General features: G+C 44.1%; 18 protein-coding genes and 1 pseudogene. 7 read left to right on the top strand and 12 right to left on the bottom strand.

Annotated features, from left to right (window positions below; translation table 11 throughout):
* A partial coding sequence (locus ADH67_RS12175; protein WP_089275763.1) for an RNA-guided endonuclease InsQ/TnpB family protein occupies positions 1-633 on the bottom strand: 633 nt, incomplete at its 3' end.
* A gap of 81 nt (positions 634-714) precedes the next feature.
* On the opposite strand from ADH67_RS12175, the gene tnpA (ADH67_RS12170) reads away from it, so the two are divergent.
* A complete protein-coding gene (tnpA, locus tag ADH67_RS12170; RefSeq protein WP_236578531.1) occupies positions 715-1,089 on the top strand; it encodes an IS200/IS605 family transposase in 375 nt (124 codons plus the stop codon).
* A gap of 192 nt (positions 1,090-1,281) precedes the next feature.
* Positions 1,282-2,931: a transposase gene (locus tag ADH67_RS12165; RefSeq protein ID WP_089275682.1), complete on the top strand. Its 1,650-nt coding sequence runs from the start codon at positions 1,282-1,284 to the stop codon at positions 2,929-2,931.
* 141 nt (positions 2,932-3,072) lie between these two features.
* Here ADH67_RS12165 and ADH67_RS12160 read toward each other — a convergent pair whose 3' ends face one another.
* A complete protein-coding gene (locus tag ADH67_RS12160; RefSeq protein WP_066593575.1) occupies positions 3,073-4,203 on the bottom strand; it encodes an RNA-guided endonuclease InsQ/TnpB family protein in 1,131 nt (376 codons plus the stop codon).
* 26 nt (positions 4,204-4,229) lie between these two features.
* Between ADH67_RS12160 and tnpA (ADH67_RS12155) the strand changes: the two genes are divergently transcribed.
* The 3 genes from tnpA (ADH67_RS12155) (at position 4,230) to ADH67_RS12145 (ending at position 8,124) form a co-directional block, all read left to right on the top strand.
* On the top strand, positions 4,230-4,691 hold the full coding sequence (gene tnpA, locus ADH67_RS12155; RefSeq protein ID WP_066593578.1) for an IS200/IS605 family transposase: 462 nt from the start codon (positions 4,230-4,232) through the stop codon (positions 4,689-4,691).
* Positions 4,692-4,949: 258 nt separating this feature from the next.
* A complete protein-coding gene (locus tag ADH67_RS12150; protein ID WP_066593581.1) occupies positions 4,950-6,353 on the top strand; it encodes a transposase in 1,404 nt (467 codons plus the stop codon).
* Positions 6,354-6,621: 268 nt separating this feature from the next.
* Positions 6,622-8,124, top strand: a complete 1,503-nt coding sequence (locus ADH67_RS12145; protein WP_066593584.1) for a DASS family sodium-coupled anion symporter — start codon at positions 6,622-6,624, stop codon at positions 8,122-8,124.
* Between the two features lie 93 nt (positions 8,125-8,217).
* Here ADH67_RS12145 and trpA read toward each other — a convergent pair whose 3' ends face one another.
* The 8 genes and pseudogenes from trpA to tnpA (ADH67_RS13830) form a co-directional block, all read right to left on the bottom strand.
* Positions 8,218-8,979 (bottom strand): tryptophan synthase subunit alpha, encoded by a 762-nt coding sequence (gene trpA, locus ADH67_RS12140; protein WP_066593587.1) that lies wholly within the window; start codon positions 8,977-8,979, stop codon positions 8,218-8,220.
* Positions 8,972-10,156, bottom strand: coding sequence for a tryptophan synthase subunit beta (gene trpB / locus ADH67_RS12135; RefSeq protein ID WP_066593588.1), 1,185 nt, complete (start codon positions 10,154-10,156; stop codon positions 8,972-8,974). The genes trpA and trpB overlap by 8 nt, the downstream gene beginning before the upstream one ends.
* A 711-nt stretch (positions 10,157-10,867) precedes the next feature.
* Complete coding sequence (locus ADH67_RS12130; RefSeq protein WP_066593590.1) at positions 10,868-11,863, bottom strand: helix-turn-helix transcriptional regulator; 996 nt, start codon at positions 11,861-11,863, stop codon at positions 10,868-10,870.
* Between the two features lie 180 nt (positions 11,864-12,043).
* Positions 12,044-13,468, bottom strand: a complete 1,425-nt coding sequence (thrC, locus tag ADH67_RS12125) for a threonine synthase (RefSeq protein WP_066593592.1) — start codon at positions 13,466-13,468, stop codon at positions 12,044-12,046.
* Complete coding sequence (locus ADH67_RS12120) at positions 13,468-14,778, bottom strand: homoserine dehydrogenase (protein WP_066593594.1); 1,311 nt, start codon at positions 14,776-14,778, stop codon at positions 13,468-13,470. The genes thrC and ADH67_RS12120 overlap by 1 nt, the downstream gene beginning before the upstream one ends.
* Positions 14,779-15,039: 261 nt before the next feature.
* Positions 15,040-16,227, bottom strand: a pseudogene (gene alaC / locus ADH67_RS12115) (alanine transaminase); the annotation flags it as partial.
* Positions 16,228-16,405: 178 nt separating this feature from the next.
* Positions 16,406-18,076 (bottom strand): PhoH family protein, encoded by a 1,671-nt coding sequence (locus ADH67_RS12110; RefSeq protein WP_066593604.1) that lies wholly within the window; start codon positions 18,074-18,076, stop codon positions 16,406-16,408.
* A gap of 67 nt (positions 18,077-18,143) precedes the next feature.
* Positions 18,144-18,557, bottom strand: a complete 414-nt coding sequence (gene tnpA, locus ADH67_RS13830) for an IS200/IS605 family transposase (protein ID WP_066593606.1) — start codon at positions 18,555-18,557, stop codon at positions 18,144-18,146.
* A gap of 1 nt (position 18,558) precedes the next feature.
* Between tnpA (ADH67_RS13830) and ADH67_RS12100 the strand changes: the two genes are divergently transcribed.
* A complete protein-coding gene (locus ADH67_RS12100; protein ID WP_066593608.1) occupies positions 18,559-19,887 on the top strand; it encodes an RNA-guided endonuclease InsQ/TnpB family protein in 1,329 nt (442 codons plus the stop codon).
* A 13-nt stretch (positions 19,888-19,900) separates the two neighbouring features.
* On the opposite strand, the gene ADH67_RS12095 is transcribed toward ADH67_RS12100, so the two are convergent.
* The gene (locus tag ADH67_RS12095; RefSeq protein ID WP_066593610.1) at positions 19,901-20,386 is read right to left on the bottom strand and encodes a DUF456 domain-containing protein; all 486 of its coding nucleotides are present in this window, start codon (positions 20,384-20,386) and stop codon (positions 19,901-19,903) included.
* A 7-nt stretch (positions 20,387-20,393) separates the two neighbouring features.
* Positions 20,394-21,800 carry a replicative DNA helicase gene (gene dnaB / locus ADH67_RS12090; RefSeq protein ID WP_066593611.1) on the bottom strand — a complete coding sequence of 469 codons (1,407 nt, stop codon included), beginning with the start codon at positions 21,798-21,800 and terminating at the stop codon, positions 20,394-20,396.
* 650 nt (positions 21,801-22,450) lie between these two features.
* On the opposite strand from dnaB, the gene ADH67_RS12085 reads away from it, so the two are divergent.
* A complete protein-coding gene (locus ADH67_RS12085) occupies positions 22,451-23,278 on the top strand; it encodes an AraC family transcriptional regulator (RefSeq protein ID WP_158212645.1) in 828 nt (275 codons plus the stop codon).
* Positions 23,279-23,354: the final 76 nt, after the last annotated feature.

Raw genomic sequence — 23,354 nt, 5'->3', positions numbered from 1 at the left:
TTTAGCTAACTGCTTTAGATTATTTTTCAAGCTATTGACCGGCTCTACGAAAGTCCCGTTCGAAAAAGTAACAAACTTCTTAACGCCCATGTCAATTCCGATTTCGGAATTAATCATCCGCTTAGGCTCTATTTCAAATTCAGTCTGAATGGAAACGAACCACTTTAGACCTTCTCGAGATACCGTAATGTTCTTTGGTTTGCCAATGATGCTTCTGCTCTTTCTGTAGCCGACTGTCCCTATTTTCGGCAAATAGATCCTCTGTTTATCCTCATCTATTTTGAACCCCTGCGGGAATCGGAATGAATCGTGCTGAAATTTCTTTTTGAACCTTGGAAAATTCGATCTCTTGGCAAAAAAATTCTTGTATCCCTTCTCTAAATCTTTCAATGCTTGTTGGAGGACTTGAGAATGACAGTCTTTCAGAAAAGAGTGCTTTTTCTTCCACAGAACAAGACGGTTGGCACACTCTACATAGTTGAACCGATGTGCTTTATCTTTGCCGTAAAGTGACTTTTCTGTGGCTAAAGTTCTGTTATAGACATAGCGACAGGAACCCGCAAATTGGCTCATCAAACGAGCTTGAGCACCACTAGGGCACAATTCAAATCTAAAAGCTCGTCTTATCTGCATCTTTGTTTCCTGACTTCCTTGGCAAATTAAAATTTTGTCATGGGCTTAGATACTAATATCAGATACGACAGATAATGTCTTTTGAATTTGCATATTCATTTAGTCTTTGCCACTAAGTACAGACGATATGTATTTACCAAACAGATATTGGACGCACTGAAAATAATTTTTCCCTCAGTTTGTAATGATTTTGAAGCTGACTTAGTAGAGTTTGATGGCGAAAAATATCACGTTCATTTGTTAATTACTTACCCACCTAAAATCTCTATATCTCGTTTAGTCAATTCTTTGAAAGGAGTATTGAGCCGTCTTATTAGAAAAAAGAAATATCGCTCCATTCGTAGTCAATTATGGGCAGCTGCTCTCTGGGCTCCTTCTTATTTTGCTACAAGTTGTGGGGGTGCACCTATTTCTATTATCAAACAGTACATTGAACAACAGAATACGCCTGACTGAAAAAATTATTATATTCGACCCTTATATGGGGCTGTTGCAAAATTCCCTCTTCCTAAGAGGGATTTTCACAGCCCTTCTTCTATTGACAAAAAGTATTCTATATAAGAATTATCCCGTTGATTTAAAAGCAAACAGAGGGAATCGAACCCCCTGCATGCTATGGTGAAGTGTTCTATACCAAAGACACTTACCATGGCCTATTTTACCGTTTCTGAGGACTTGCTTTTTTATGCCTGTCCCCTTCCGCTATCTGAGCGTAAAAAACTTGACGCATATTTGTTACTTTTAGAGAAATCATCTGCTGGAAAATACTTAAAGCAGATAAACTTCGATTCTGAGCCTGGCAGACCAAAAATCGACCAGTGCCGACTCTTTGCTGCGGTTCTATATTGCTTTGCCCTTGGTAAAGCCTCTCTCCGAGAAATGGAGACGGCCTGCTTCACGGATCTAAGAATCATTTACTTAATCGGGGACGTCCAGCCAAGTGCAGCGAGTTTCTCTCGGTTCGTCACAAGTTTAATTCCAAATATGCCTGCTATTTTTGCGACAATAATGAAGCGCATCTTTTCCGAATGCGGGAAAGATATGGACACGCTCTATTTGGACGGAAGCAAATTTGAAGCCAACGCTAACAAGTACAAATTTGTTTGGAAACCCACGACTCTTCATCTTCGACTAAGTGAGAAAGTGGCTAACCTATTGAAATTAATGCATCTAGAGGAAGGTCTGCCCAACGAAGGAGTTATTCCGGCAAAAACTATTATGAAAAAAATAGAAGATGCAGAAAAAATATCTTCAACCCTCATAGGTGGTGGTGAAAAGGCTCTTTTAAAAATGAAATCTCAGCTTTCTCAGTACCTAATAAAATCAATTGAGTACGAAGAGAAAAAAGCTATCTGCGGAGAATCTAGGAATTCTTACTACAAAACCGACCACGATGCTACTGCCATGTGCCTGAAGGAAGATTACTACAGTGGGTTAGGTAGCCAAATGCATGCTGCGTATAACACCCAAATCTTAGTGAGTAACGGTTTTATCGTTACGTACTACGTGTCACAAGACAGAACCGATGCGCGTACTCTTGCGCCGACATTAGACCAATTCTTCCAATGGTACGGAATTTATCCCAAAAGAGTTTGCGCAGACGCAGGCTATGGAAGTGTTAACAATTATGAATATTGTGAACAGAAAGGAATCCAAGCCTTCATCAAATACACAGCCTGGAACGGTGAAAAGACTGGAAGAAATCCTGCCACTTATGAGTACATCGATACGCAAACTATCCGGTGTTTGGGAGGGCGCGTGGGAGAAAGAATACAGTGTCCCGAGGGCTATTATTCCAAGGCGGACTATGCTTTCTTCCTGGTCAAAAGCTGCGCTAAATGTGACTTTGAGGGCTATTGCAAACGCTTCTTAAAAAGCAAATCGAAAAGAAGCCGGATTTTTGAAATTCAACCACGTTGGGTCCAGTTGAAGCAACAAGCTAGAGACAGACTTCTGTCTCCCGAAGGCATAGAAATCAGAGTTAATAGGAGTTGTCAGGTTGAAGGTGCCTTCGGAGTAATTAAGCAGAATATGGACTACAAAAGGTTCAGACGACGCTCGATGGGAAGGGTAACAGTCGAGTTCGCCTTGACTTGCCTAGGGATGAATATAAGAAAATATCTTAGGTTTGCAATGTCCGGCGTGCTCCCGTTTTATTGGGTTGCTCCTGAAAGTTTAAAGGCAGAAACTTTCAAAACTCCATCAGCAAAAAGAATAAAAAACCGAATGGAAAAGAAGCGAAAACTACAACCTAACGAGATAGCTAAAAAGGGGTATAGGAGAAAGGGGAAGTACTAACTCGAAAAACATCGAATTTTGCAACATCCCCTTTTACGGGTCGGTCTGGTGACATCTCCCCGTCCTTTCGGACGAGGCTTCTCGCTTCATTGCCTCCAACCCTACATTCGCAAGGAATTACAGTGTCTCCATGAGTTGCGGCTATTGCCGCAAGACGGTGTGTCCAGCCGCCTTTAACTGCACTATGCCCTGCCTCTTAATATTTAATGCAGCGGCATAGTCTCGTTGGTTAAGCTGTCCGCAATGAGGACAGATCCATCGCCTCCTTGCAAGGGTCAGTCCTTCAAATTTATGCAGACAACGGGGGCATGTCTTGGAAGAAGGATAGAAAGTGTCTATTGGTACAAACAGCTTCCCTGCTTTCCTGCATTTGTAGGCAAGTTTGATGTAAAAATTGCCCCACGCTGCATCTGCTATTAAACGAGATATCCTTTTATTGCGCAGCATATTCTTGATTCTTAAACTCTCCGGTATGACTGCTTGGCTTTCGTCAACCATTCGCTTTGAGACCTTATGTTGAAAGTCCTCTCTTTTCCGAGAAACTTTTCGATGGAATTTGCTCAGTTTCGCTACTGCTTTCTTTCTTCGATGACTTCCTTTCTGTTTTCTGGAGACGGCTTTGCTCAGCTTACGAAGTGCTTTCAGGTGACGGGTTAGACCCTTCGGATTCTCAATCTCCTGATTGTCCGAATCTGTAAGAAATACTTTAATCCCTGCATCAATTCCTTTAATTGCTGATTCTTTAAGCACCTTGATAGGTTCAGGTTCTTTTTCTCCTGTTTCGCATAGAACAGAGGCGTAATAGTCTCCTACACGATCTTTTGTCACCGTGATGCTTCTAACGACGCCAAGAATCAGACGGTGAATGACGGCTTTAATCGGATTGCACTTCGGAACCTTGATCCAATTTCCTCCAACAGAGACGCTTGTACAGTGATAACTGGATTGTTTTCCGTTTTTGCTTTTGAACTTAGGATATTTAGCTCTTTTGGCAAAGAAGTTTTTAAATGCCTTATCCGCATGACGAACGGCTTCCTGCAAGCTGATCGAATCATATTGGGCAAGCCAAGCGTATTTGCGGGACTTCTTTGCTATTGAGAGCAACGGCTTCAATTCTTTGATAATGGAAAGAGATATACCTTTCTTTTCATAGAATCTTTTTTTAAGTGCTACAGAGCGATTGAAACAAAAGCGCACAGCTCCGAATTGACCGGATAAAAATTCCTTTTGTTCATTAGTCGGATACAGCCGAACTTTTGTAGCCTGCAACATCTCATTTCCTTATCTACTTTAATTGTATGATAAATGAGTTACCCCTTCTGCAAAAAAGACACTCAGTCACAAATATTGTGGTGCATTTGATATTCACGACAAAATATCGAAGAAAGAAAATGTCTGAGCCGGTATTGGCCTACCTTAGAGGAATTTTGGCTTCATTGGCAGAATCCAAAGGCTGCTTCGTAATTGAAATTAACGGAGAGGCAGACCATATTCACTTGTTGGTGCAAACGCCTCCGCAAATTTCAGTTTCAAATCTCGTAGGATTTTTGAAAACCTACTCTTCGAAGATGATTCTTGAGGAATTCCCGGAGTTCAGAACTTTCAGTAACCGGGTCGCTTTTTGGTCAACGTCATACTTCGTAGCATCTGCAGGAGGAGTCACGATAGAGACTTTAGAAAAATATGTACAAGATCAAGGTAAAACGAAACGTCTCTCATCTCCGCCCTTTCGGACGGAGGTTTCCCGGCGAATGAGCTAAGAACTGCAGGAAGTACCATTTCCAAATTGATACAACATCCGGCGCAAAGCGAGAAATTAATAAAAATAGCCCTCCACAACCAAACTTTTTCCAATTACAATTAATCGAAATAAAGAAATATGAATGATTATCTGTAAAGCCCACTTTCTCGGCGGCTTTCTCTTAGATTCTCAAATTTTTAAAAAGACGTCAGACTTCCAAAAGATCTGATTTTTAGTGATATTTAATAATTGCAGGGCGTTCTGCCCTAATGTTCATATGGAAACAAAACGCACTCGTCGTTCATTTTCGCCAGAATTTAAAAAACAGGCAGTCCAAAGAGTTTTGCTCTTAAAAGAGCCGGCAACTAACGTTTCAGCAGAGCTTGAAATTAAGCCGGAAACTCTTTCAAAATGGATTAAAGATTACGAAAAAATGGTTGCCGAAGACCCAAGTTATGCGGCAGCCGGCGCCCCAAAACGCCCGGTTATAAAATTAGCTAAAAAGAAAACCGCACCGGACACAAATGAATCCTTGGAAGTACAACCCGAAAATCCCGTAGCCCAAGAATCAGTTCCGACAGCTCCGGTTTTCGAACAGGTTGAAACTAAAGTTCAAGAAGCCCGTGTCCCAGAATTTGTACAGCCTCAGGAACCAGCCGTAGAACCGGTTGTCCCGACTGTTCCGGTTGAGAGCGCTGCTGCAGAAGTCCAACCTATATCAGAAAACCAGGAAGTATCCGAAGCACCGGCAGCTGAGGATGTTAATCCAAGAACTCAGCAAAATGAAAAAGGTTTCGGCTTACGCAGACAAGGCAAGCCGTTCCGAAATCAGCGTCCTAACCGCAACGAAAAGAATCAGCCTAAATCGAACCAGGAATTTATTCAGCCGACAATGACGGTAAGTGAGTTTGTTGAAGAGCCGTCTGTCCCTGAAGAACCTCCAAAACCGAAGAGACCGGTTCCCAAGGCTTCCGAAGGCCGTTCTTGGAGAGTTGCTCATGCTTTAGATCAACGTCCCAACTACCGTGAAGAAAACGAAGAACACGGTTACGTTGACGAGTTCTCTATTCCCGCAGAAGACTTAGAACAAGTCTGGCAGATTTTAAGCATCATGCAGGAAAAAGCCGACACTCGCGCCTTTGCCGAAATGGTCCATCAAAAGGGTTTGAATGTTCCTGACGAAGTGCTTGAAAATCCAAGAGTAGCCACGATGCAAGGCCCGAACGTTCCCAACAAACCTTGGTTGAGAAAAATGAGACTGCATCCGGCTGCCGAAGAATTCTTCCAAACTACTCCGGATTACGCTAAAGCCGTATACGAAACTTACGAAGGTCTTGATATCAGACTAGACAAGAACAGTGAAGGTACCCCTATTCTCTCCGTAGAAAGAACACCAACCGGTTCCAGAGAAATCACTATCGACTTCTCCAAGTTTGATCGCTTTGTTGACGACTTCTACGGTGATTTCGTCAGAGACTGCAAAAAAGTCATGATGGAATTGAATCCGAAAGAATATCCGGGGCTCAATGCTTTTATTCGTATTCCGGATGAACCGATGTGGAATCCTAAATTGTGGGCCGGTGTCCGCACTTTCACGTGGAATGACGGCGAATCCCTCTCTCAAGCCTGGATTAGATACGCAAACTCTTTGAGAAGAAACAATCGTCCGCATCGTTATTAAGGCCGTAAAGATTATGCTTTGAAAGCATGAGCAACAGCCTACAAACTCGGTAAAGGTCTAGATTTTCTTTACCGAGTTTTTCTTTTCCTCGATAACCGTCACATCCTCTCCTTTGGACCGTTAGCTGTCCTGCCTTTCCTTTTTCTTTGTCAGCATTTTCTCGGCTTATTTTTTTGCTCAAGGTACCGAAATGGGCGATGCTGGCATATTTTTTGCTTGTCTTTAATTGAGGTGCTTATGCCTTAAAACAAAAGAAAAGGAAAGAAAAATGGAAGCAACACTTAAGACCGGACTTAGGAACCCTAATGTTCTTGAATGGGGAAAATGGAAGAAATTCGGCTTTATCAGCGCCTTTATTGCCTTAGCCGTTATTTGTCTCCTCCCTGAACAGCCGGGACTTTCTGTTGCAGGCCAATGCATGATCGGAATTATGATTTTTGCCGTCATTCTTTGGTCGACTTCCGCAGTCTCCTATCCTGTTTCTGCAGGTCTCATCATGACCTTAACAGCGCTCTTTATCGGTTTTTCTCCAGGCACCAACCCGGATCAGATTATAGGGACAACGGCCGGAATGAAAATGGCTCTCGTCGGCTTTTCATCACCCGCATTCTGCCTGGTTGGTGCTGCTCTTTTTCTGGCCGCTGCCATGACGATTACGGGACTAGACAAAAGAATTGCTTTATTCGTACTGCACAAGGTTGGTGCTGAACCAAAACGGATCGTTCTCGGAGTGATTCTCTGCGGACTTATTCTTTCCTTTTTCGTTCCATCCACAACCGCGCGCGTGGCCTGTTTAGTCCCCATCGTTATCGGTGTAATTCAGGCTTTAAATCTGCCGATGAAATCAGCCTTTGCCGCAGCACTCATGATTACCGTTGCTCAAGTGGACTCCGTTTGGAATATCGGCATCAAAACTGCAGCTGCTCAAAACATGGTTGCCGTCAATTTCATCCGAGAGATAACAGGCACTGACATTACTTGGATGAACTGGTTCATTGCAGCCGCACCGTTTGCCGCACTGTTGTCCGTTTGCTTGTTCTTTCTAGTTTGCAAGTGTTTCAATGTTGAATCAACAAAACTTGAGAGCTCTTCTGAAATCATCGGAGAGAGACTTCGAGAACTCGGTCCGATGAGTAGGAATGAATGGAAGCTTCTCATTGTTTCTATCATTCTGCTCTCTTTCTGGGTTTCTGAAAAAACACTTCATCAGATAGACACTACGACCACTACCGTCTGTGCTATCGCTATTCTTATGTGCCCTGGAATCGGCGTCATGAATTGGCAGCAGACAGTCAACAAAATTAATTGGGGAACGTTACTTCTATTCGGCGTTGGAATCTCTCTCGGATCTGCCCTTCTTTCCACTAAAGCGGCTCAGTGGCTTGCCGATATGATTGTGTTAAGTTTCGGCCTTGAAAACTCCACAACTTTCATGATTCTTGCCGTAATGGCAATATTCTTAATCGTTATTCACTTAGGATTTGCCTCAGCGACAGGTCTTGCCGCCGCCATCATTCCAATTATTATTGCGGTTCTCGGAGCACTTAAAACACCGGGCGTTAATATCATTGGTTTGACGATGATTCTTCAGTTTGTAATTAGCTTCGGCTACATCCTTCCGGTTAACGCTCCGCAAAACATGATTGCCTATTCCACGGGAACTTTTGAAGTGTCTCAGTTTGCGAAGTTCGGTTTGATGTTTACATTAGTTGCTTACGGCCTGTTATTGGTCTTGGCACAAACGTATTGGAAGTGGCTAGGCTTAGTCTAGTTGAACACTCAATCCAGATAAAAACGTCCTTCCGGCAGCCAATTCGGAAAGACGTTTTCCTTTGAAATTAATTTCTCTTTGGGATTATTGAGATTAAGCTTTTAAGCCTCTCATATATTCCGCCGCGGCCTGAGGAGCATTCTTACCATCCCTAGCGGTAATTCGGACAATATCTTCTGCTATGGCAAATCCATCACAGAGTCCTTTGAGCTCATTGATAAGTTCTGCTGTGACCTCACCCAACCCCACTATGCACGGCAAGTTTGGGTTAGCTTCTTTTGCCAACTGAACCATCTTTGTCACGTTGGCTTTGAGTGCATCCGAGGAGACCGGCCCTAGAGCGCCGATACAGTACAGATAACCTTCCGCTTCCTTTGCAATAAAGCTGATTCTCTTGCCGGATGTCGGTGCCACTGTGAAAATAAAATCAATTCCGTACTGGTGGCAGAGTTGTGAGAACTCTTCTCTTTCTTCATAAGGGACATCCAATAAAGCCAAGCCGTCAATGCCGATTTCCTGACACTTTTTCAAAAATGCCTCAGTCCCGTAACCGAAAACCACATTGGCATAAGTTTTGAAAACCATCGGGATACGAACTTCTTTCCTGAGCTCACTAACCATTTCAAAAATCTTGTTAGTTGTTGTCCCGTTTGCTAAAGCACGAACGTTAGCCTCTTGACCCAAAGGACCCTCTCCTGTCGGATCAGAAAACGGAATTCCCAACTCAACGATGCCTGCACCGTTCTTGGCTAATGCTTTAACGACTTCTTTTGTTGTCTCTAAATCCGGATCACCGCATGTCACGAAAGGAACTAAAACTGTCGGTGCCGCAAATGCTCGTTTAATGCTACTCATTGATGTCTTCTCCTTTATATCTAGCAATTGCCGCACAGTCTTTGTCGCCGCGGCCCGAAATATTGATAACCATGATTTGGTCTTTGCCCATGGTGGGTGCAAGTTTTAATGCGTGCGCAACCGCATGAGAGGATTCGATTGCAGGAATGATGCCCTCGGTCTTGGATAAGTATTCGAAAGCATTAACCGCTTCGTCGTCCGTCACCGCCACGTATTCGGCTCTGCCGATATCATGAAGATAAGAGTGTTCCGGTCCTACCCCGGGATAATCCAACCCGGCAGAAATCGAGTAAACCGGTGCGATTTGACCGAACTCGTCTTGGCAGAAGTAACTCTTCATGCCGTGGAAAATACCTTCCCTGCCAACAGAGATAGTTGCAGCTGTCTCGGCTGTATGGATACCTCTGCCGCCGGCCTCGCATCCGATTAACCTCACGCCTTCATCATCAATGAAATTGTAGAAAGCACCGATAGCGTTGCTGCCTCCGCCGATGCACGCTAAAACAGCATCCGGAAGACGTCCTTCTTTTTCAAGAATCTGCTCCTTGATTTCTTTGGAGATGACAGCCTGAAAGTCCCTGACGATTTCCGGGAAAGGATGAGGACCGACTGCAGAACCGAGACAGTAATGGGTATCCTCCAGACGTTTAACCCATTCTCCCATTGCTTCGTTAACTGCATCTTTAAGCGTTTCTGTTCCTGATGTAACGGGAACAACTTCACTTCCCAACAGTTTCATTTTGTAGACGTTAAGGGCCTGTCTGACGGTATCTTCCTTACCCATGTAAACAACACACTCCATCCCTAAAAGGGCTGCAGCGGTTGCAGTCGCAACACCATGCTGACCTGCACCGGTCTCTGCAATCAAACGGGTCTTACCCATTTTCTTGGCAAGCAGAGCTTGTCCGAGAACGTTATTGATTTTGTGAGCTCCGGTGTGATTAAGGTCTTCTCTCTTTAAATAAATTTTTGCTCCGCCTAAATCTTCCGTCATACGCTTTGCAAAATAAAGTCTTGACGGGCGACCTGCGTATTCATTCAGAAGTTCCTGAAGTTCTCTATTGAATTCCGGATCATTTTTGTAATGCTCATAAGCTTCTTCAAGCTCTGATGCTGCGTTCATCAATACTTCCGGAATGTACTGACCACCATGTTTTCCGAAACGGCCTTTACTCATTGTTGATTCCTTGTGATTCTTTTCTTAAAAATTTTCTTAACTTACTGATCGACTTATTCAGCTTGGACGCTGAAACTTTTCTCGGTTTCTTACGGCTTGACTAAGTCTCTTTTGGTCAAGCCGCCTGAATGTGAAATTCGGGACTTCTCCGGCATCTACACCATCGGAAAAATTCTTCATGGCAAATTTCTCGAAGCTGCTTGGTGAGTTTGGAAACTAGCGTTTCTTCCGAAAGAAGAAGCAAGGAGGAGAAAGAAAAGAGATCGACAGCTTGGTTCTTATTACAAAGCTTTCTTTTCCCTGAACACGTCGTGTGGCACATGATTGCTCCTCTTTTTGAGAGCAATCAAAAACCCGCCCTCAAATAAAAATTCCATAAAACTTTTATTCAAGGACGGGCTGGTATCAGCTCGCGGTGCCACCTTGTTTCATAATTGACCTGCAGTTATACAAGTCTTTTATGCACTTTACAGAGAACCATCATTCTCTTGGGTAACTAACGTATCCCTTCACGTCGCAGAATACTAGGCTATCAAACCGTTCCTTGCGCCCTCAGTGACCCATTATGCAAGTCTGCGTTCTGCTCGGATCTCAGCTACCCGAACTCTCTGTGAGTGCACAACAAGCTTTACTTTCACTTCATAGGTTTAAATTTGATAAGTAGATTACCAAACAAAAAAAGGAAAAACAGAAATCTCAGCATTAATTTCTTCAAGATTGTCCCGCTTTGGTGTTTTCGATGATCTCGTTCTTCTCTACCTTAACGAAACCTCCGGACTCCCTCCAGCTCTCGATCCAGCCATTCAATAAAATTGAATCTTCAATCTCAACGGTCAGTTCGAAATTTCTGTTATCTAGTTGAACAATTTTCTGGGTCGGATTAAACGGTGTTTCTTTCATGTTTACGGCAGTTATGAGATTGGTAAATTCAATCCTTAATTGAACTTTGCTGCCGCTTCCGTAATTAAAGTGGTTGTTCTTCACATAGGACTTTAAATTAAACTTTTTAGGATACTCGGCCTGCATGTCCACGATTCGAACATCTTTCATACGATGAAGAGCAAAATGCCGCAGTTCGCCGCTCCCAACGTACTCACAAACTAGATAAAGCCGCACTTCCTGCTGGACTAGTCCTAAGGGAGAGACTCGAACCTGCTTATCTTTTCCGTCACTAGTGGTGTAACTGATGTCAAGCTGTTTGCCTTCGAAAAGTCCGGCAGCTACTTCATTGAAGATACGAGTGAGGATCTTCGGAGGCATCATGGGAATGGAGCCGGAGACAACCGCAACCTTATCCAGCCATTTTTGACGGAGCTTGTCTTCGCTGCCCCGGCCTGGATCGTCTGACTCAGAAAACAAATAATCTAGAGAATTACTAACTTCAGGTGGAAGCTGATACTTTAACTGCTCTTTGGCAAGGTTAAGAAGCAGTTTGGCGTTGTTGTCCAGCCTTAAGGTTTCAAGGCTGGTGACTGTTTTCGTCCTTCTATATCCGAACGGCTTTGAAGAACTATCACACATGATTCCGCAATCGGCCTCAACCAACTCTTTCAAATACCGCTGAAAAGTCCGTTTGTTAACGGTGAATCCGGAATTTTCCAGAACTGTCAGCAGCTCTGTGCTAGATATTTTTCGATCAGAGGGGATCCTTTTCAGAATTTCTAAAAGAAGCCTTACTTCTCCGGCTCCTGTAGTGGTTCTTGCCATATTTTCTTGTCCGAATTTGGTTGCTGAGGATATTTTACCTGGCCTATTGATCGTTTAGGTGGGTATACGCTTTTAGCGCTAGGAACTCCTGGAAAAACCCATATTCCGGATCCGCAAATAAAAACTCCCGCGATAACTCCTTCAAGGCTTCATCAACGAGAGTTTTGTCTACCGTTCAAATTAGGTGTTCTGTTCAATGAATTCTTTAACTAATTGAACATTTGCCGGCATATCCACGACCTTTTGCGGCTTTTCCGATATGCCTTCATATCCGTTAGGAACCGGGGGTTCAAAGCCCACTGCCTCAACGATAGTCTTTCCGAATTTGGCCGGAAGAGCGGTTTCAAGACAAATTGTTTTGACGCCGTCAATCTTCATCTTGTAGGCGGCATTTAAGCCATCTGCCGTGTGAGGATCAACCAAAAACTGATGTTCGTACCAGCTCTTTCGGATTCTCTCGATGCGTTCCTCATGAGTGCTGCGGGCAGAGCAAACTCCGCTAGCCTTTACACGCTCCCATTCGGGGCCATCCAACAAGAATTCACCTTTGGTCTTCAATTCATTCCAAAGTTCGCAAACTCTTTCCGGATCTTTGCCGCAGATGTCGTACACATAACGTTCAAAATTGGACGCTTTGGAAATATCCATGGATGGAGAACTTGTCACGTAAGTATGAGCAGAATCTCTGACCTTATAGCGTCCGGTCTTGAAGAACTCGTAAAGAACATCATTCTCGTTAGTCGCGACGATAAGTTGTCTAATCGGCAAACCCATTTGCTTAGCAATCCAACCGGCTAAAACGTCACCGAAGTTTCCGCTTGGAACAGAAAAAGCCACTTCTTCGTCTTCGTTTTCAGCAGCCTGAAGCCAGCCGCTGAAGTAATAGACGACCTGTGCAGCGATACGGGCCCAGTTAATGGAGTTAACGGTTCCGATGGAATATTTGGTTTTGAATTCCAAATCAGCCGAAACAGCTTTCACGATATCCTGAGCGTCATCGAAACTTCCTTCGACGGCAATATTGAAGATGTTGCCATCAAGCAAAGAATACATCTGAGCTCTTTGGAAATCACTCATACGGCCTTTAGGAGACAGCATGAATACTTTGATACCTTCACGGCCTCTCATCGCATATTCAGCTGCGCTGCCGGTATCTCCGCTCGTTGCACCGAGAATATTGAGCTTTTCCTGACGTTTAGACAAAACGCATTCAAACAAGGCGCCGAGATACTGCATTGCCATGTCTTTAAATGCCAATGTCGGTCCGTTGGACAACTCAAGAATGCCGACTTCTTTGTCAAGCCAGACTAGAGGAACAATCTTCGAAAAATCAGTTCCCTCTCTGCCGTGGTCATAAGTTTCCGACGTATAAGTAGACTCGCAAAGATGCGCAATTGTTGAGCGGTTCATGTCTTTGGCAAACAAGGCGGTAACCGCTGTTGCCAATTGAGCATAGTTCAAACCTCTCCACGACTTCAGAGTTTCTTTAGAAACCTGAGGATATTGGACGGGCACAAAAAGTCCTCCGTCCTTGGCTAGACCTTGGAGAATGATCTCCGTATAAGTAGCGGCAGGAACGCCGCCTCGTGTAGAAACGTACTGCATTAGTGAAGTTCCTCTTTACGCAGCAAGACAATTGGTCCGCGAACACTGGAAAGTTCCTGCATGGTTCTGATAGCCTTTTGAACGTCAGCTTCCTTAGTGGTATGAGTCATCATGATGACTTCAGTCTGATGAACCTTCTGAGGAGCTTCTTTCTGGATCAAGGACTCAATGGAAATCTTGTTGTCCGCGATGATTCTAGTGATTTCAGCCAATACGCCCGGTTTGTCTTCCACGGGAATTCTCATGTAATAAGAGCAGACGGTATCGCCGAAATCAGCCCATGGATTAGCGTTATGTTTTGAGTCAACGGTCGGCATCTTCGGTCTTTCAGAGACGTCAACGGAAGCTGTACGGGCGATATCAATCAAGTCTGCAATAACGGCGCTTCCCGTAGGTTCGCCGCCGGCACCTTTACCGTAGTAAAGAGAACTTTCTGCTGCATCGCCTTTAACGACAACAGCGTTCATTGCTCCTTCCACATTAGCCAGAAGTCTTCTGTTCGGCACCAAAGCGGGATGAACACGGACTTCAACGCCGTAATTCGTATTCTTGGTGATACCGAGCAGCTTGATTCTGAAACCGAGCTCTTCTGCATACTTGATATCTTTGGCTTCAAGCTTGCTGATGCCTTCAATATGAACTTTCTGCATATTGACAGGCACTCCGAAGGCAATAGCTGCCAAAAGCATGATCTTGTGCGCAGTATCGATACCCTCGATATCAAAAGTTGGATCTGCTTCCGCATAGCCTAACTGCTGTGCTTCTGCCAACACGTCTGCAAAACTTCTTCCGGTATCACGCATGGTGGAAAGAATGAAGTTGCAGGTGCCGTTGATGATGCCGGCAATCCATTTAACATCGTTAGCGGCAAGACCTTCTCTCAAACCCTTAACGATAGGAATGGAACCTGCGACGGCAGCTTCAAATGCTACGTTGACGCCCGCCTTCTCGGCAGCAGCAAAAATTTCATTACCGTATTCAGCCAAAAGAGCTTTGTTAGCGGTAACAACGTGCTTGCCTTTGGAAATGGCTTCAAGAATAAGAGAACGAGCCGGCTCAATGCCGCCCATCACTTCGACCACAACGTTGATGTCGGGATCGTTGACAATGTCTTTCCAATCGGAGGAGACGATAACGTCTTCAGCAACGAGCGGAACGACTCTGGCGGTATTTCTGGCAACGACTCGCTTGACGGAAATATCCGTACCGGATCTTTTAACGATCAAGTCCTTGTTTCTTTGAAGAACATCGTATGTTCCTTTACCCACATTGCCGAAACCGGCAAGACCAACTTTAATTGAAGTTGCCATTCTCAGTTATCCTTATTTCTTTGAAGATTTGGAGGTTTTTGCTGGTTTTGCCGCCTTTTCCTTTGCTTTCTTTGCTGCAGGCTCTGCTTTAGCGACAGTAACTTTTTTGCCTTTTTTCTTTAATCCTTCAGACTTAGTTGTAATGTGCGGAACTTCTTCCGGCTTAAGCGTAACTTTTGGTTTTGCGTTAGCTTCAGCTTCAGAAGGCATATGAGCGCCTTTCCAGCGGCGAGTAACGCTCTGACGCTTATGAGAAGCGGTTTCAAGCAAACCGTCTTCAATAAACATCTTCTTGATGCCGCGCAATGCCTGTCTGATACGGTCAACATTTTCAATCAGAGCAATACGGACAAAGCCCTCTCCGTATTCACCGAAACCGACGCCGGGAGAAACGGCAACTTTAGCCTTGTCCAACAGATGGTTTGCGAACTCAACGCTGCCCATCGGTTTGTAATGATCCGGCAATTCTGCCCAGATGTACATAGAAGCCTTCGGATTTTCGACCATCCAACCGATTTCGTGAAGGCCTTTAACCATGACGTCTCTTCTGTGTTCGTATTCTTTTCTGACCTCTTCAACACAATCCTGAGGGCCGTTCAAAGCTTCGATAGCACCAACCTGAATAGGAGTAAATGTTCCGTAATCGTGATAGCTCTTAATTCTTGTTAGAGCGGAAACCAATTCTTTGTTTCCGACCATGAAACCGATACGCCAGCCGGCCATGTTGTAGCTCTTACTCATGGTGAAGAATTCAACGGCAACATCACGGGCACCCGGAACCTGCATAATGGAAGGGGCCTTATAGTCGTCATAAACGATATCGGCATAAGCCAAATCATGAACGATGTAGACGCCGTACTTCTTAGCCAAAGCAACCAATCGCTCGAAGAAGCTGATATCAACGCACTGAGCGGTCGGATTGCTTGGGAAACCTAAAATCATCAGCTTAGGTTTTGGAGTCGTTTCAATAACAGCTTTCTCAAATTCGGCAAAGAAGTCTGTTCCCGGGGCCATCTTCACGCTGCGGACGTCAGCACCGGCAATAATTGCACCGTAGATATGAATCGGATAGCTTGGGTTCGGAACCAAGATAGTATCGCCTCTGTCCAAAGTGGCGAGCATCAAGTGAGCAATACCTTCTTTAGAACCAATCGTAACAATAGCTTCTTTATCCGGATCAAGATCCACATCAAATTTGCGCTTGTACCAGTCACAAATAGCTTTTCTCAAACGAGGAATACCTTTAGAAGCAGAGTAGCCGTGGGTTCCCGGACGCAGAGCTACTTCAACGAGCTTATCGACAATGTGCTTAGGAGTGTCTCCGTCAGGATTTCCCATGCTCAAATCGATAATATCTTCTCCTCTGTGTCTTGCCGCCATCTTCTTCTCATTAGTGATGTTGAAGACATAAGGAGGAAGACGTTTAATACGCGGAAAATCATTATTCATTTAAGGATCCTTCGATTTTTTGATTACCTGGACCTGCGTCCAATCCATTGAGATCTTATGAATTTACCATTATGAGAGATTCAATAACGTGAATTGGATGGATTTTCAACGAGCAGGCAAAAGAAAACGGATCCGAGAAAATTTTCACGGATCCGCTTTCTTTTGAATTGAAAGAACTTTACAAGACGTCAGTTGCGTAATCTGCAAGTCTTGAACGTTCGCCTCTTTGCATAGTGATGTGACCGGAGTGTTCCCAACCTTTGAAGCGGTCAACAACATAAGTCAAACCGGAAGAACCTTCGGTTAAATAAGGCGTATCGATCTGAGCAATATTGCCTAAGCAGACGATCTTAGAGCCTGGGCCTGCACGCGTGATCAAAGTCTTCATTTGTTTCGGGGTCAAGTTCTGAGCTTCATCGATAATGACAAGTTTGTTCATGAAAGTGCGCCCTCTCATGAAACTCATAGATTTAATGCGGATTCGAGAACGAATCAAATCATTGGAAGCCCTCCGGCCCCATTCGGAGTCGTTAGCGCTGCCTCTGTTGAGAACTTCAAGGTTGTCGTCGATAGCGCCAAGCCACGGAGTCATCTTCTCTTCTTCAGTACCCGGAAGGAAACCGATATCTTCTCCGACGGAAACCGTCGCGCGAGTGACAATAATCTCATTGAAGCGTCTCATTTCCATTGTCTGGGTCAAAGCAGCCGCTAAAGCCAAAAGGGTCTTGCCGGTACCGGCCTGCCCTAACAAGGTCACGAAATCAATTTCCGGATCCATCAAAAGGCTTAAAGCAAAACCTTGCTCACGGTTTCTGGCCGTAATTCCCCAAACGGAATTTTTCTGGGAAGTGTAGTCAGGAAGGACTCTAACGATCGCAGTGTTTCTGTCTACACTCTTAACCTGGCCATAGAACGGTGTTCCTTCTCCCTCGTGCCAAATAAATTCATTGACAATGAAGGAAGAGACAAGTGGTCCGGTAATTTCGTACCAGGTATAACCGTCTTGCTGCCAAGATCTCAAATTCTTTCCGTGAGCTTCCCAGAAGTTTGCCGGCAGCTGTTTTGTACCGCTGTAAAGAATGTCGCTGTCTTCAATCATCTTGTCGTTGAAGTAATCTTCAGCTTCAAGATTGAGAGCTGCGGCTTTCAGACGCATATTAATATCCTTAGAGACAAGGATAACTTGCTCGGACGGACGGCTTTCCTTTAATCCTCTGACGACGGCCAAAATTTGGTTATCTGCCTTTCCTGCCGGAAGCATCGGAAGCTGAGTAGAAAAAGGCGTCGTTTGAACGTAGAGTCTGCCGAGACACTCTTTACTGCCGAGCACGGAAAGAGGAATGCCTTCCTCAATCGGACCTTCAAGATGCTGAAGAATTGCATCCAACGTTCTGCTGACCTGTCTGGCATTGCGTGCCACATCGGTCATGCCGCTCTTATGGTTGTCAAGCTCTTCCAACGTAATCATCGGAAGATAAACGTCATGCTCCTCGAAACGGAACATACTTGTCGGATCATGAAGAAGGACATTGGTATCCAAAACATAGAGCTTGCGTCCCTCAGAGGCCCCGGCTTTGCTGCGTTTCAGTTTTGGCTTGTGAGCGTTTTCAGACAAAGATGGAACAGGAGCAGCCTTGACAGCTTTTTTAGCCGCACGGGCAACGACTTTCTTTTCTGTGCTCTGAGCAGCTTCAGTCATAACTTCCGCTGTTTGAGCAGTTACCGGCTCTACAGTGCTCTTGGCCTTAACCGTTCTTTTTCTTTTTGGTTTTTCCTGCTTAATTTCAAGCTGAGCCGGAATATCTTTAACAATTGAACCCGGTTTTGTTGGTGCTGAAGGTAATGGCATATTTTTTCCTGTTTTTAACGAAAGACCCCGGAATTCCGCAGGCTTCAGCCTGCGGATAGATAGGGGCTTAATTGTTTGTAGGGCATTTTTGTTTCTGAATGTATTTCTCAATGACTTGTGTCGGGGCTCCATCGCCCACAGAAATCACGCAGTAACTTCTCGTCCAAAACCTCTTTCCCCATAGGTAGTGACGAATTTGTTGACTGAACTCTTGTCGAATTTTTCCAGAGGAGACAGATTTTAGAGTCCTCACTAAATCTGAAATTCTTACTGAAGGAGAAATTTCCACCAATAAGTGAACGTGATCCGATTCCCCCGAAAATTCTCGAAGTTCATCATTATAGTCTTGGCACACCTCTTTGAAGATTTCACCCATTCGTGTCAAAATGGACTCCGAAATCACCTTTTTTCTATAAGCAACGACGAAGACGAGATGAATTCTCAGATTGAAAACGCAATGTGCTGAAGAAGAGAAATCCATAATGCCTCAAAGAGTAGAACGAATTATTATCAACCGTAGCCATCCCAACTGGACGGCAAGCGCTCGTTTGTGCTCATTAGCCAGGAAGCTGGGCAATTGTGCTTCATATATCTTACGTCATCGTCTTTTCGATAAGAAGGCTCCGTATACCCGAGCAGAGCTTGATCGAGCATTGCGAGAACAATACCCTCAGGATTACCGAGCAATGCCTTCGGCAGCTTCGGCTCAAAGGCAAGGTCAGATTGTTGTCAAGCAGTTCAAGTCCTTTGCCAAAGCGTCTGCGGAGTATAAAAAGCATCCGGAGAAATTTTTAGGTAAACCAAAACTGCCTGGCTACCGAAACAAATATCGTACATTTTGCGTGGGAAGAAACGGCTATAAGATTGAGAACCATCGCCTGATTATTACGGGAGCCGATACAGTCGGCTTCAATCCGATAATAGTCAGGAGTTGTTCGAATCAGTCGTTCAACGCAAAAGCTACAGGCAGTTTAGCGGGAGACTTGAGAATTATCCCCAAAGGAAACAGTTTCGTTGTAGAACTGACCTATCAAATTAAGGAGAATGAGAGAACAGTCTCGTTGAATCGTCAAGAAGCAGTCTGTATTGATTTAGGCGTCAATAACTTCGCAGCTATCGTATCGACCAAACCCGGAACAAGACCGATTTTGGTTAAAGGCGGGTTTTTGAAAATGCTCAATCAAAGCTACAACAAGCGTGCAGCTCAACTACGATCCAAGGGACATTTGAAACATCTGGCATCAGTATCGTTCAAACGACAGAGAAGAATTGATGATGCCTTGCACAAAATAAGTCGGACCATTATAGATTTTTGCGTATTACAAGACATCGGTCGTATCATCATTGGGAAAAACAAATTTTGGAAGCAGTTGAGTAATATGGGTCGAAGAAATAATCAGAACTTCGTAAATCTTCCGCATTCCAAATTGATCGAACAGCTTATCTATAAAGGTCAGGAGTACGGAATAGAAGTCAGTCTAGTTTCTGAGAGTTACACATCCAAAGCAAGTGCTTTAGATTTTGACGATATACCGGATTATGAGAAGGGAGTAAAGAAAACTTTCAGTGGTAAACGTATCAAGCGAGGCTTATATCTGACTAAACAAGGGGTACAAATTAACGCTGATACGAATTCTGCCATAAATATTGGACGCAACGAACTCGGGGATGAGTGGCTGAAAAAGTTGCTCGGACTCGATGAGGGTGTTTTTGTGAACACGCCCACGGTGTTTCGAACTCCTTATGGAGAGAGAAGATCGTTAGAAGCCGGAGTACGCTCCGGAGAAGCCGCAGACTTCAGTCTGCGGTAGTTCACTATTTCTTTTAGATAAACCAGGCAGCAATCAAAATCCCGACCATAGTGAAAGCCAAACCAAGCTTGACTACAGTGCCGATTATCATCCCGATCCAAGTGGCAACTCCAACCTTGCCGCTTCTGATCATATCCTGATGGTCAATGAATTCGCCGATTGCCGCCCCAATTAAAGGCATAAAAAGCAATCCCCAAAGACCAGTAAAAATTCCAACGAAAGTTCCGATCATGGAACCGATAATTCCAAGTTTCGTTGCCCCCGCTTTCTTTGCCCCGAGTGACTGTCCGACCCAATCAATAATCAGGCCGATAACCGTCAGTACGCCGATAATGACAATTGGAGTGACTCCAATTTTTTGATAATCATCAATGTATCCGGCCAGCCAAGCTCCGAAGAAAATCATCGGCAAACCCGGAAGAGCCGGAATAATAGTGCCGGCCAATCCGACAATGATCAGCAGCACGGCCACTATCCATAAAATAATGCTAAGCCACATATTCCTTTTAATCCTGCGGTTGGTACTCTTCTTGGTACCCGTATGCTTTACTCTTGAATCGAGTAAATTCTCCTTCGAAGATCATACCTATTGTGCCGGTAGGGCCGCTTCTTTGTTTGCCGATAATGAGTTCAGCATCTCTTTCATTTCCTTCGACTTTGTTATAAACACAGTCTCTGTATAAGAAAAGGATCAAGTCAGCATCCTGTTCGATAGCACCGGATTCTCTCAAGTCGCTCATCATCGGTCTTTTATCCCCGCGTTTTTCCAAATCACGGTTCAGCTGAGACAAAGCCATAACAGGGACTCCCAGTTCTCTGGCCAGGGCCTTGAGTCCGCGGGAAATCGCACTGACTTCAACCGCACGGTTTTCTGACATAACTCCCCCGCTGGTTGCGCTGGCCAACTGCAAATAGTCAATGACGATAAGGCCTAATTTGCCGTAACGGCTCTTAAGTTTTCTTGCACGAGAACGGATGTTCATCACTGACAAGTCATTGCCTTGATCAATAAGCAGGTTGAGATCTTTCATGGTTTGGACGCCATTGTAGAAACGGCCCCATTGGTCTGCATCCAAACGTCCGGTTTTAAGATTGTCCTGAGGAATTTCTGCAAGACAGCTGATCATACGGTTAGCGAGCTGATCCGCACCCATTTCCAAAGAGAAAATCCCGACCGGCAAACCGTCCAATGCCACTTGAAGAGCAACGTTCAAAGCAAAAGCTGTTTTGCCCATGGCAGGACGACCTGCAACAATAATGAGTTCACCATCATGCATACCGTCGGTCATCTTATCCAGATCGGCAAAACCTGTTCGAATACCTCTGAACTGGCCCTCCGGAACCGGATTTTCCATCAGTTCCTTGAGCTGTTCTTCAAGAGTTTTAAGAGCTGCACCTAAAGAAATAAAATCGCCTGAGCTTCTCTCCAGATCTTCCGAAATAGCCAAAACCTTTGCTTCGGCCTGATCCAGTAAGTCCTCGGCCTGCAATCCTTCAGGAGTAAAGGCTTGGGCAGAAATTTCTGATCCTACTGAAATTAATTTTCTTCGGATAGAACGATCTCGAAGAATTTCTGCGTAGCGAATTAGGTTAGCAGAACCGGGAGAATAGTCGGCCAGACGATTGAGGTATTCAATTCCACCGGTCTCTTTCTCCTGATTCATCTCTTTCAGACTGTCAGCAACGGTAATGACATCTGCAGGATGATCATTTTCGACAAGTTTAAGGATGTGTTCGAAAATGAGCCTATTGCCGTAGTCATAGAAGTCGTTGGCATTGATTTTGTCAGAAATGATATCCAGGGCACTGTTGTCGACCAACAATGCGCCGAGGATACTGTCTTCAGCCTCTTTTGAGAAAGGAGGAAGTCTCAGTTCTTTTAATTCATTAGCAGGTGCAGACGGATTTTCCATTTAAATACCTTATAACTACTTCTTTTTATAAAAAACAACTAACCTGTCTCAACCTTCCGGAAGAGACCTGATTTCACTTCATAGCTTACTGACGGATCTTACAATTTCAGCCACCAAAGAATGACAAATGGGCTGTCATCGTTAAGCGATTTTCTTTGAGTTTTGTCGAATGATTTGGAAGTGGAACAGGATCATACATCTACAAAAAAACAAAGTCTTTCTGAGCGTTATTTTTGGGTTTCCACGGGAGCTTATTTCTTCCTCTAGTTTTCATAAGAAAACAGCTGAAAGACTTTTATTCAAGAGTTTTTTTAACGTGGACTTCAGCAGACTAAAATCCGCTGTAATCCAATCTTACACTCTAGGAAAATATCTGTTTCCTTCAGTTCAGCTGAATCAAAGGCTAATAAGATAATCGGTTGCGATTACAATGAATAATAATCTCCACTTTAGATAAAAATTCACTTCCTTTCAAGATAATGAAATCTAGTCCGAGTTCAAAATCCAATTGTCGAGGAGAAACCTCTGACCGGCTCCATAAAACAGAAAATCCTTTCTTAGAATTTCTGGAGAGCATAAGACATAATCTCATATCTTTTAATCTTCTTGAATGCCGTCAGAACACAAACCACCATTTCAAATATAAGGTTTTGCAGGAAAAAATTAGCCTGGGAGTTATCAACCGCATTTCTTGTGATGCATGCAACTTAAGCTTCCAAGCCAAATCTTTTGAGATTCAGAACCATTGCCTGTTCTTCATTTATATCTTCCGAGGAGACTGCGAGATTGCGGAAGGTAACCAGTCCCCGGAAGATATCCGAGAAGGAGAATTTGTCTTTTACGAGGCACTTCAAAAAATTACTATCAAAAGTGATAAACGAGTCGACTTCATCCTGGCTCTTCTATCCGAACCCTATGTATTGACTCACACGAAACATGATCCGGAGCTCTACTGCGGAAGAATTTTCAAATCCAAAAGTGCAGCAAACAAATTATTTTCTTCTGTCTTGACGACCACCTTCAAATCCCTTCCTTTCCTCCCGCTAGATACGCATGAATTAGTGCTTGACGGTCTGTTCTCTTACCTTCGTCCCAGTTTCAAAGAGCTGGAAGTCAATACTGCTTTGACGACTCAAACGCATCTAGACTTTCTGTGGTACAAGGGAAACGAAGTGATAAGAAGAAGATTCAAAGATCCATCTCTTCAACTCAGCGATATCGCCGCCGAACTAACCGTGTCAAAACAATATCTCTCGCAAGCCTTCCGCCAACGAGGAACTACTGTTCACAAACAATTAATGGGTTTCCGCCTAAAACGTGCAAGCGTAATGTTGAGTGAAGAACATTGCCGGCATTTTTCAGTGGAGGAAATAGCAAAAAGAAATGGTTTTAAGCAGGTTTCTCACTTCTCTCGTCTATTTAAAGAAGAGTTCGGAATAACTCCTTCAGAAAAAAGAAACCAATCCGTTTTTTACTAAATTTTATTCTTGTATAGATAAAGGCTTTTTCTCTTTAAGATAAATAAATACAGATATTCCTTATTAACCATTACAT

The organism is Turicimonas muris (assembly GCF_002221595.1).
GTDB classification, from domain to species: Bacteria; Pseudomonadota; Gammaproteobacteria; order Burkholderiales; family Burkholderiaceae_F; genus Turicimonas; species Turicimonas muris.
Note: the sequence above shows the minus strand (reverse complement) of the source record. Positions and strands in the feature narration are given on the sequence as shown.

Excerpts from the sequence above, each read along its gene's own strand:
- ADH67_RS12145 (WP_066593584.1), top strand. The coding sequence starts at position 6,622 with ATGGAAGCAACACTTAAGACCGGACTTAGGAACCCTAATGTTCTTGAA.
- dnaB (WP_066593611.1), bottom strand. The coding sequence starts at position 21,800 with ATGGAAAATCCGTCTGCACCTGCTAATGAATTAAAAGAACTGAGACTT.
- tnpA (WP_066593606.1), bottom strand. The coding sequence starts at position 18,557 with ATGGATTTCTCTTCTTCAGCACATTGCGTTTTCAATCTGAGAATTCAT.
- trpB (WP_066593588.1), bottom strand. The coding sequence starts at position 10,156 with ATGAGTAAAGGCCGTTTCGGAAAACATGGTGGTCAGTACATTCCGGAA.
- thrC (WP_066593592.1), bottom strand. The coding sequence starts at position 13,468 with ATGCAGTACGTTTCTACACGAGGCGGCGTTCCTGCCGCTACTTATACG.
- tnpA (WP_066593578.1), top strand. The coding sequence starts at position 4,230 with ATGATAAATGAGTTACCCCTTCTGCAAAAAAGACACTCAGTCACAAAT.
- ADH67_RS12150 (WP_066593581.1), top strand. The coding sequence starts at position 4,950 with ATGGAAACAAAACGCACTCGTCGTTCATTTTCGCCAGAATTTAAAAAA.
- ADH67_RS12100 (WP_066593608.1), top strand. The coding sequence starts at position 18,559 with ATGCCTCAAAGAGTAGAACGAATTATTATCAACCGTAGCCATCCCAAC.
- ADH67_RS12165 (WP_089275682.1), top strand. The coding sequence starts at position 1,282 with ATGGCCTATTTTACCGTTTCTGAGGACTTGCTTTTTTATGCCTGTCCC.
- ADH67_RS12120 (WP_066593594.1), bottom strand. The coding sequence starts at position 14,778 with ATGGCAACTTCAATTAAAGTTGGTCTTGCCGGTTTCGGCAATGTGGGT.
- ADH67_RS12110 (WP_066593604.1), bottom strand. The coding sequence starts at position 18,076 with ATGCCATTACCTTCAGCACCAACAAAACCGGGTTCAATTGTTAAAGAT.
- trpA (WP_066593587.1), bottom strand. The coding sequence starts at position 8,979 with ATGAGTAGCATTAAACGAGCATTTGCGGCACCGACAGTTTTAGTTCCT.
- ADH67_RS12130 (WP_066593590.1), bottom strand. The coding sequence starts at position 11,863 with ATGGCAAGAACCACTACAGGAGCCGGAGAAGTAAGGCTTCTTTTAGAA.
- ADH67_RS12160 (WP_066593575.1), bottom strand. The coding sequence starts at position 4,203 with ATGTTGCAGGCTACAAAAGTTCGGCTGTATCCGACTAATGAACAAAAG.
- ADH67_RS12095 (WP_066593610.1), bottom strand. The coding sequence starts at position 20,386 with ATGTGGCTTAGCATTATTTTATGGATAGTGGCCGTGCTGCTGATCATT.